At 70.4% G+C, this 6338-nt stretch carries 7 protein-coding genes; 1 reads left to right on the top strand and 6 read right to left on the bottom strand.

Going from position 1 to position 6338, the window contains the following annotated elements:
• The 5 genes from sdhA to WEB03_RS15155 all read right to left on the bottom strand — a co-directional run.
• A partial coding sequence (gene sdhA / locus WEB03_RS15175) for a succinate dehydrogenase (quinone) flavoprotein subunit (protein WP_368071758.1) occupies window positions 1-1252 on the bottom strand: 1252 nt, incomplete at its 3' end.
• A 41-nt stretch (window positions 1253-1293) separates the two neighbouring features.
• Window positions 1294-2022, bottom strand: a complete 729-nt coding sequence (locus tag WEB03_RS15170; protein WP_368071757.1) for a succinate dehydrogenase cytochrome b subunit — start codon at window positions 2020-2022, stop codon at window positions 1294-1296.
• Window positions 2023-2184: 162 nt separating this feature from the next.
• Complete coding sequence (locus tag WEB03_RS15165; RefSeq protein ID WP_368071756.1) at window positions 2185-2544, bottom strand: mycoredoxin; 360 nt, start codon at window positions 2542-2544, stop codon at window positions 2185-2187.
• Entirely contained in the window at window positions 2541-3548 is a 1008-nt protein-coding gene (gene trpS / locus WEB03_RS15160) for a tryptophan--tRNA ligase (RefSeq protein ID WP_368071755.1), read from the bottom strand. Before trpS ends, WEB03_RS15165 begins: the two co-directional genes overlap by 4 nt.
• A 35-nt stretch (window positions 3549-3583) precedes the next feature.
• Entirely contained in the window at window positions 3584-4573 is a 990-nt protein-coding gene (locus WEB03_RS15155) for a malate dehydrogenase (RefSeq protein ID WP_368071754.1), read from the bottom strand.
• A 97-nt stretch (window positions 4574-4670) separates the two neighbouring features.
• Here WEB03_RS15155 and WEB03_RS15150 point away from each other — a divergent pair, with 97 nt between their 5' ends.
• Window positions 4671-5294 carry a class I SAM-dependent methyltransferase gene (locus tag WEB03_RS15150; RefSeq protein WP_368071753.1) on the top strand — a complete coding sequence of 208 codons (624 nt, stop codon included), beginning with the start codon at window positions 4671-4673 and terminating at the stop codon, window positions 5292-5294.
• Between the two features lie 4 nt (window positions 5295-5298).
• On the opposite strand, the gene WEB03_RS15145 is transcribed toward WEB03_RS15150, so the two are convergent.
• Window positions 5299-6291 carry a sigma-70 family RNA polymerase sigma factor gene (locus tag WEB03_RS15145; RefSeq protein WP_368071752.1) on the bottom strand — a complete coding sequence of 331 codons (993 nt, stop codon included), beginning with the start codon at window positions 6289-6291 and terminating at the stop codon, window positions 5299-5301.
• Between the last annotated feature and the right edge of the window lie 47 nt (window positions 6292-6338).

Below are 6338 nucleotides of genomic sequence, written 5' to 3'. Positions count from 1 at the left end.
GGATCGTGGTCTGGAGGTGGTAGTCCACCCACAACCCACCCATCGTGTAGTGCGGGGCCGGGTAGATGCGCATCGGGGTGTAGAAGGGGTCCTCGCCGGTGATGCGCTCGTACATCTCGAACAGGTTGCCGTACTTCTCGGCGATCGCGTCACGGCCGAGGCGCTCCATGGCCTGCGCGAAGTCGAGGTAGACCCCGTTCTTGAGCGGGCCGACCCCCTTGCCCTGGTCGATCTGCTCCTTGGCGTTGCGGGACGCCACGTCACGCGGCACCAGGTTGCCGAAGGCCGGGTACTTGCGCTCGAGGAAGTAGTCGCGCTCATCCTCGGGCACGTCGGCAGCGGCGCGCGTCTCGTCGGGGTCCTTCGGGACCCAGATGCGGCCGTCGTTGCGCAGCGACTCGGACATGAGCGTGAGCTTGGACTGGAACTCGTCCGAGGACGGGATGGCCGTCGGGTGGATCTGGGTGAAACACGGGTTGGCGAACAGCGCGCCCTTGCGGTGCGCCCGCCACGCTGCGGTGGCGTTGCAGGCCATCGCGTTGGTCGACAGGTAGAAGACGTTGGCGTAGCCACCGGTGGCGAGCACGACCGCGTCGGCCGAGTGCGAGGTGATGTCGCCCGTCACGAGGTCGCGGACGACGATGCCGACCGCCTTGCCGTCGACCTTGACCACCTCGAGCATGTCCGAGCGGGTGTGCAGCTCGACGGTGCCCGCCTTCACCTGCCGGGCGAGCGCCTGGTAGGCGCCGAGCAGCAGCTGCTGACCGGTCTGGCCACGGGCGTAGAAGGTCCGGCTGACCTGGGCGCCACCGAAGGAACGGTTGGCGAGCAACCCGCCGTACTCACGGGCGAACGGCACACCCTGGGCGGTGGCCTGGTCGATGATCTCGTTGGAGACCTCGGCGAGCCGGTAGACGTTCGCCTCGCGGGAGCGGAAGTCGCCGCCCTTGACCGTGTCGTAGAACAGGCGGAAGACCGAGTCCCCGTCGCCGTGGTAGTTCTTGGCGGCGTTGATGCCGCCCTGGGCCGCGATCGAGTGGGCGCGCCGCGGCGAGTCGTGGAAGGTGAAGACCTTCACCTTGTAGCCGAGCTCACCCATCGTGGCGGCCGCCGATGCGCCGGCGAGGCCGGTCCCGACGATGATCACCTCGAACTTGCGCTTGTTGTTCGGGTTGACCAGCTTCATCGAGAACTTGTGGTCCTCCCACATGGTCTCGAGCGGACCGTCGGGGACCTTGGAGTCGAGCGGCATCGTGTCAGCTCCCTGTTCGGGCCGGGCGGGTGGCGAGGCGCTCAGGAGACGATCCCGAGCTGCACCGCCAGCGGGAACGACACGTTCCCGAGGGTCACGATCACGGCGAACGCGATCGCGAACGAGCGGCGCCAGTGGTTGAAGCGCCGGTTGTTCCAACCCATGGACTGGAACAGGCTCCACCCGCCGTGGTAGAGGTGGACGCCGAGCGCGAGGTTCGACACCACGTAGAACGTCGCCACCAGGGAGTTGGAGAAGCTGGCGACGAGCCGCTCGTACGGCGTCGCACCCTCCGCTGCCGGGTTGACCCAGTGGAAGGTCAGGTCGGCGAGGTGGTAGAGGATGAACAGCAGGACGATCACGCCGGTCCAGCGCATCGTGCGGGCGGCGAAGTCGGCGGCCACGAAGTCACGCTTCGAACGGTACGACTCGGGCCGAGCACGCCGGTTCATGGCCGTCAGCTGGGCGGCGGCCACGATGTGCAGGATCACCGCGGCGAGCAGCGCGATGCGCATCAGCCACAGCGTCCCGGACTCGGGGACGATCGGGTAGAGCAGCTCGCGCAGGAAGTGGGCGTAGCGGTCGAAGTCCTCCTGACCCTGGTAGACCTTGAGGTTGCCGAGCATGTGCGCGAACACGTAGCCCATCAGCACGATGCCCGTCACGGCCATCACGTACTTCTTGCCGACCGCTGAGCGGTAGAGCTCGACGACGAACGGCGTGCGCCGCGACGTCGAACGCTCGGGTCGGTCCGTGACCTGCTGGGCCATCGATCGGTCCTCCTCGACCTCCACGCGAACGCACCGCGCAGGGTCCCGCTGCTGCTCCGACGAGGCCGGCGTTCGCCCTCACGGGCAGCGTGACGTCCGGCCGTTCGAGCCTAGCAGCGGGTCCCTCCGGCCTCCCTCACCGGGGCGACCGTCGACACCCGATCAGCCGCCGAGGAGCCGGTTGACGGCACGGCCGAGCCGGCCGACCTCCGGGACATCGAAGCCCTCCGGCAGGTGCTCGGAGGCGCGCTCCTGCAGCTCGCGGAGGACCTCGGCCCGCGAGGGGTTGACCAGGGCGACGTCGACGACGCGGACCGTCGGGACGGTCTCGTTGCCGTCCGCCACGGACCGGACGAACGCGGCCCCCTCCTCGTCCTCCCAGATGTCGACCCGCTCGAAGGCCACCTCGTCGCGTTCGAGCCCGCGGATCAGGGCGCTGCAGAACCCGCAGCCGGGACGCCAGTAGACCGTCAGCGGCCCAGCATCCGCGTCCGCGGTGTCGGGGCCGTCGGGTGCGGTCACGGTGTCGGCGCCAGCAGACCGATCGCGTCACGCGCGGCCTGGTAGGTCGGGGCGGCGATGGCTCGGGCGCGATCGGCACCCACGCCGAGCAGACGCTCGACCTCGGCGGGATCGGCGGCGAGCTCGTCGTAGCGCTCGCGGATCGGACGGAGCCGCTCGACCACCGCCTCGGCCACGGCCGACTTGAAGCCGCCGTACCCGTGGCCATCGTGCTCGGTGGCGAGCTCCTCCACCGGACGCCCGGTCACCGCGGACAGGATCTCGAGCAGGTTCGAGACGCCCGGCTTCGTATCCCGATCGTGGACGATGCGCGCGTCGGGGTCGGAGTCCGTGACGGCGCTCTTGATCTTCTTCTCCACCCGCTTCGGCTCGTCGAGGACGTAGACGATGCCCTTCTCGGCCGACGACGACTTGGACATCTTGCGCGCGGGGTCCTGCAGATCCATCACCCGCGCGCCCGCCGGCGGGTGGACCGCCTTCGGCAGGGTGAACACCTCGCCGTAACGGTGGTTGAACCGCTGGCCGATGTCACGCGCCAGCTCGATGTGGTGGCGCTGATCCTCGCCGACCGGCACCTCGTCGGCGTGGTAGAGCAGGATGTCGGCGGCTTGCAGCACCGGGTAGTCGAACAACCCGACCGAAACCGACTCGCGGCCCTCGGACTTCTCCTTGAACTGCGGTTGCTTGCGCAGCTCGCCGAACGAGGCCACACAGTTGAACAGCCAGGTCAGCTCGGCGTGTTCGCGGACGTGGGACTGGACGAACAGGATCGAGCGCTCGGGGTCGATGCCGACGGCCAGCATCGAGGTCGCCAGGTCCACGGTGCGCTGCCGGAGCGTGGCCGGGTCGTGCTCGGCCGGCGAGGTGATCGCGTGCAGGTCCACGACGCAGTAGATGGTCTCGTCCGCCGTGTCCTGCAGCGCCAGCCAGTTGACCCAGGCACCGAGGTAGTTGCCGAGGTGTGGGGCACCGGATGGCTGCATGCCGGAGAAGACACGGGTCACGTCGTTGGCTCTCGTCGCGCGGGGTGGGTCAGGACTCAGAGCATGTCCTGCACGGCGTCGCGCTCCTCCTGGAGCTCGGCGACGGTCGCGTCGAGCTTCTCCTGGACGAAGTCGGACAGATCGAGGCCCTGGACGATCCGGTAGCTGCCTGCACCGTCGGTGGTGACGGGGAAGCCGGAGATCAGACCCTCGGCCACACCGTAGGAACCGTCTGACGGCACGGCCATGGACACCCAGTCGCCGTCGGCGGTGGGCTTGCCGCCGCACCAGTTGGCCACGTGGTCGACCAGCGCGTTGGCGGCCGAGGCGGCCGACGACGAACCGCGCGCGTCGATGATGGCCTTGCCGCGCTGCTGGACGGTGGTCAGGAACTCGCCGCGCAGCCAGCCCTCGTCGGTGATGACCTCGGTGACCGGCTTCCCACCGATACGGGCGTTGTCGACGTCCGGGACCATCGTCGGCGAGTGGTTGCCCCACACGGCGAGGTTGGTGACGTCGGCGACGGGCACGCCGGCCTTCTTGGCGAGCTGCGACTTCGCGCGGTTCTCGTCGAGCCGGACCATGGCGGTGAAGCGGTCGGTCGGCACGCCGTCGGCGTTGGCCGCGGCGATCAGCGCGTTGGTGTTCGCGGGGTTCCCGACGACCGCGACCTTGAGGTCGTCGGCCGCGTTGGCCGCGAGCGCCTTCCCCTGGCCGGTGAAGATCGCGCCGTTGTCCTTGAGCAGGTCGGCCCGCTCCATGCCTGGCCCGCGCGGCTTCGCGCCGACGAGGCAGGCGACGTTCAGACCGTCGAAGGCCACGGCCGCGTCGTCGGTGCACTCGATACCCGTGAGCAGCGGGAACGCGCCGTCGTCGAGCTCCATCGCCACGCCCTCGAGCGCGCCCAGGGCGGGCGTGATCTCGAGCATCCGCAGCTCGATCGGCGTGTCGGGACCGAACATCTGGCCGGACGCGATGCGGAAGACCAGCGCGTAGCCGATCTGCCCGGCGGCTCCGGTGACAGCGACACGGATCGGGGTGCTCATGGCAAGCTCCTGCGGGTACGGGTGTGAGGTCGCAACGAGCCTAGTGTGGACCTGATCACCGTCCCCTCGCCGGACGTCCCCGACCGAAGGGCCACCGTTGCCCGTCCTCGACCGGATCTTCGCCGCGTTCTACGACCGCGTGCTGGCCTCCTCCGAGCGCGCCGGCCTCGCACAGCGTCGACGCGAGCTCCTGGCGGACCTGACGGGCAACGTCGTCGAACTCGGCGCCGGGACCGGCGCGAACCTCGCCGCGTACGGGCCGGGCGTGGAACGGCTCACCCTGCTGGAGCCGAGCGCCGCGATGACCGCACGGCTCCGCACCCGGCTTGCGGACACGCCGGTGAGCGCCGACGTCGAGGTGCTGCGCGCTCCCGGCGAAGCCCTGCCACTCCCGGATGCGTCCGCCGACGCGGTCGTCAGCACGCTCGTGCTCTGCACGGTCAGCGACGTCGACCGGACGCTCGGCGAGGTCGAACGGGTCCTGCGACCTGGAGGGCGACTGGTCCTGCTCGAGCACGTCGCTGCCGACGATCCATCGACGGCTCGCCTCCAACGGGTGTTGCGTCGACCGTGGCACGTGATCGGCCAGGGCTGCAACCTCGACCGCGACCCGCGGGCAGCCCTCGCCCGACGCGGCTGGGATGTCAGCGGGCTGGTCGACGTCCAGCTCCCCATGCCAGCGCCGACGCGGCCGGGTCAGACCGGTGTCGTGACGCGCTGAGGTGTCACGCGTCGAGCCGGAGGGGCAGGTCGAAGAGCGGGAACAGCCGGTCGGTGTCGAGGAAGAAGACCAGGTCGGTGATGCGATCGCCGTCGACGGTGACCACCTGCAACGCCCAGGGTGTGAACCCGCCGTCGGGGCTCGGTTTGTACTGCCCGTAGGCCGGTCGGCCGTTCGCCCGCGTCGCCACGATCCGCGACCCCTCGCAGGCCGCTCCCGGCCCGGCCATCCACGCCGCGACCTCCTCCGGTCCGCGCAGCCACAACGCGAACGGCGGCATCGACATCGTCGCATCCGCGGTCAGCAGGGAGGTGAGCGTTCCGAGGTCGTAGCGCTCGAACGCGTCGACGTACCGCTCGAGGAGCGCGAGCTGCGACGGGTCGAGATCAGCGGCCGGTGCGTCCTCGCTGACGCCGCGCTCGGCGAGGGTCGCCCGCGCCCGCTGCAGCGCGCTGTTCACGCTCGGCACGGAGGTTGCGAGCAGCTCGGCGACCTCGGTGGCGCGCAGCCGCAGCACCTCGCGCAGCACCAGCACCGCACGCTGGCGAGGCGGCAGGTGCTGCAGCGCGGCGGCGAACGCCAGCCGGATCGACTCACGCGCGACCGCGAGCTCGGCGGGATCGCCCTCGGCCGGCAGCACGCGGCCGTCGGGCGCCGGCTCCAACCACACGTACTCGGGCAGGGCCGGGCCGGGCTCGTTCGGCCGGACGGCGGCGGGGCCCATGTCCACGGGTTGGGCTCGGCGCTGACGCCCCGCCAACGCGTCCATGCAGACGTTGGTGGCGATGCGGTACAGCCAGGTCCGGAGCGACGCCCGTCCCTCGAAACGGTCGTGGCTCCGCCACGCGCGGACCATGGTGTCCTGCACGGCGTCCTCGGCCTCGAAGCTCGACCCGAGCATGCGGTAGCAGTACCCCGTCAGCTCGCGGCGGTGGGCCTCGAGCGTCCGCTCGAGCTCCTGCCCGGTGACGGGCGTCGTCGCGACGGTCACGCTCACGTGCACCTCCCCACCAGCCCCCGGCGCGTCCGCCGCGCACACCGACC

Source organism: Nitriliruptor sp. (genome assembly GCF_040882075.1).
Lineage (GTDB): Bacteria > Actinomycetota > Nitriliruptoria > Nitriliruptorales > Nitriliruptoraceae > Nitriliruptor.
Note: the sequence above shows the minus strand (reverse complement) of the source record. Positions and strands in the feature narration are given on the sequence as shown.